Origin of the sequence: Kitasatospora sp. NPDC093102 (assembly GCF_040683915.1) — a bacterium.
Classification (GTDB): Bacteria; Actinomycetota; Actinomycetes; order Streptomycetales; family Streptomycetaceae; genus Kitasatospora.
In genome coordinates this window covers 1-3,307 of record NZ_JBFBFA010000123.1, presented here as the reverse complement: position 1 = coordinate 3,307, position 3,307 = coordinate 1, and the positions used below count along the sequence as shown (strand labels likewise).

The window sequence follows — 3,307 nt, the reverse complement described above, 5'->3', positions numbered from 1 at the left end:
CCAACGCCCACCTCATCCTCGAACAACCGGAAAACCACGCGGACGACACCGAGCAGACCGACGAGGAACCGACCCCCGCAGGCGTCGTCCCCTGGCTGCTCTCCGCGCGCAGCGAGGCAGCACTCCGCGCCCAGGCAAAGCACCTGCACGAGCGGCTGACGGGGTTGCCGGAGCTCTCCGCCGCGGAGGTCGGTCGCGCCCTGGTGGAGACGCGCACGCAGTTCCCGCACCGTGCCGCGGTGGTGGGTGCCGACCGCGCGACGCTGCTGGACGGGCTGGCGTCCCTGGCGTCGGGCTCCGGCGCGGTGGAGGGCGTCGCGTCCGCACCGGGGAAGGTGGCCTTCCTCTTCGCGGGCCAGGGCAGCCAGCGGCCGGGGATGGGGCGGGAGCTGTACGCCGCGTTCCCCGCGTTCGCCGCCGCCTTCGACGAGGTGTGTGCCACGTTCGACACCTTGGGGGTGCCGCTGCGCGAGGCGATGGCGGACGAGACCGTCCACCGGACGGAGTTCGCGCAGCCGGCCCTGTTCGCGGTCGAGTCGGCGCTGTTCCGGCTCTGGGAGTCCTGGGGGGTGCGGCCGGACGTGCTGGCCGGGCACTCGGTCGGTGAGCTGACGGCGGCGTACGTGGCCGGTGTGCTCTCCCTCGGGGACGCCGCGCGCCTGGTGGTGGAGCGGGGCCGGCTGATGCAGGCGCTGCCGTCCGGCGGTGCGATGCTCGCGGTCCAGGCGCCGGAGGAGCGGGTGCTGCCGCTGCTGGCCGGGCTGGAGGGTTCGGTCGCGCTGGCGGCGGTGAACGGACCGGAGTCGACGGTGGTCTCCGGTGACGCGGACGCGGTGGCCTCGATCGCCGCACGCCTCGGCGAACTTGGCGCCAAAACACGAACTCTGACGGTCAGTCACGCATTCCATTCGCCGCACATGGACGCGATGCTGGACGACTTCCGGGCCGTCGCGCGGAGCCTCGACTTCCGTGCTCCGAAGATCACGCTCGTCTCCACGCTGACGGGGCGTCCGGCCACGGCCGAGGAGCTGGCCTCCGCAGACTACTGGGCCGCTCACGCCCGGGAGGCGGTGCGCTTCCACGCCGCGGTGTGCACGCTTGAGGCCGAGGGTGTCACCGCCTGCGTCGAGCTGGGTCCGGACTCGACCCTCACCGCGCTGGCCCGGACGGGTACCGGGCCTGCGGTCGTGTGTGCCGCGTCGTTGCGCAAGGGCCTCGCCGAGCCGCAGGCCGCGCTGACCGCTCTCGCGCAGCTGCACGTGCGGGGCGCCGTGGAGGTGGACTGGCGGGCGGTGTTCGGCCCCGGCAGCGGCTCCGTGGACCTTCCGACGTACGCCTTCCAGCGTGAGCGCCACTGGCTGGAGGCGCCGGCCGGGCGGGGAGACCTGGGCGCGGTGGGGCTGGCGGAGGCCGAGCACCCGCTGCTGGGCGCGGCGGTGGAACTGGCCGACGGCCAGGGGCACCTGTTCACGGGCCGGCTGTCGCTGGCGGCCTTCCCGTGGCTGGCCGACCACGCGGTGCTGGGCACGACCCTGCTGCCCGGCACGGCGATGGTGGAGCTGGCGCTGCTGGCGGGAGCGCGGCTCGGCCTGGCCGTGGTCGAGGACCTGACGCTGGAGGCCCCGCTGCGGCTGGACGGCGCCGACGCGGACGTCCAGCTCGCCGTCGGCCCGCAGGACGGGTCCGGGAAGCGGCCCGTGCAGCTGTACTCCCGTACGGCGGAAGGCGCCGAGTGGCTCCGGCACGCCACCGGAACCCTCGCCCCCGCCCCGCTCGACACCGTCACGGACGCCTCGGGCTCCGCCGCTTCCTGGCCACCCGCCGGATCGACGGCGATCGACACGGACGGTCTCTACGGGCGCCTGGCCGGGCACGGCTACGCATACGGCCCGGCGTTCCAGTGCCTGCGCGCGGCATGGCGGCACGGCGAGGACCTGTACGCCGAGGTCCGGCTCCCGAAGGGCGCGACGGGCACGGGCTCGGGTGACGACGACGCGCTGTTCACCGTCCACCCCGCGCTGCTGGATGCGGCCTTGCACGTGCTGGCCCTGGAGGCGCTGCCGGAGGAGGGCGGGGCCGCGAGCTTCAGGCTGCCGTTCGCGTGGGGCGACGTGCGGCTGTTCGCCGCGGGGGCCGAGGAGCTGCGCGTACGGCTGTCACAGGTCGCTCCCGACACCGTGGCGCTCGCGGTCTCCGACGGGGCCGGGGCCCCGCTGCTGTCCGTCGGATCCCTGTCGGTGCGGCCCGTGGAGGCGGGCGAGCTCACCGCCGCCCCGGCCACGCGCGACGGCCTCTTCGGCATCGACTGGACGCCCCTGTCCGTTCCCGCCGGGACGTCCGCCGTGGTGCCGGCGATCCTCGGTGACGACCCGTCCGGCCCGGCCGGGCCCGGCCGCTACGCGAGCCTGGCCGACCTCCCCGCGGACGCCCCGGCCGTCGTGGCGCAGTTCGCCGCGACGCCCGGGGAGGACGTCCCCGGGGCGGTGCACCGGGCAACCGCCGCGGTGCTGGAGACCGTGCGGGAATGGCTGGCCGACGAGCGGTTCGCCGCCGCCCGACTGGCCGTCGTGACGTGCGGCGCGGTGGCGGCCGGTGCGGACGACCGGGTACGGGATCCGGCCGCGGCCGCGCTGTGGGGTCTGCTGCGCTCGGCCCAGACCGAGCACCCGGGACGGCTGCAGATCGTCGACGTCGACCGTACCGAGGCCTCCCGTTCGGCGCTGGCGGCGGCGCTGGCCTCCGGGGAGCCGCAGTTCGCCCTGCGCGACGGCGCGGCCTCCGTCCCCCGCCTCGTGCGGATCGACGGCCGGACGGCGGGGCTGGCTCTGCCCGCCGGTGCCGACGACTGGCGTCTGGACGTCACCGCCAAGGGCACGCTGGAGAACCTGGCCCTGCTGCCGTGTTCCCGGGAGCCGCTGGGCCCGGGGCAGGTGCGGATCGCGGTGCGCGCGGCCGGGGTGAACTTCCGCGACGTGCTGATCACGCTGGGCATGTACCCGGGCAACGAGGCACTGATCGGCGGCGAGGCCGCCGGCGTGGTGACCGAAGTCGCCCCCGACGTCACCCGCTTCGCACCCGGCGACCGTGCCTTCGGGCTGTTCCCCGGCAGCGCCGGGACGTTCGCGGTCACCGACGAGCGGATGGCCGCGCCGATGCCCGAGAACCTGACCTTCGCCCAGGCCGCCGTACTGCCCGTGGTGTTCCTGACGGCGTACTACGGCCTACGGGACCTCGCCGACATACAACCCGGACAACGACTCCTCGTCCACACCGCCACCGGCGGCGTCGGCATGGCCGCCGTCCAACT

The 3,307-nt window shown here is 75.3% G+C and carries 1 protein-coding gene; it reads left to right on the top strand.

Features of this window, described 5'->3' with window-relative positions:
• The coding region (locus tag AB0O11_RS39210; RefSeq protein ID WP_363397377.1) for an acyltransferase domain-containing protein at positions 1-3,307 on the top strand (3,307 nt) is incomplete at both ends.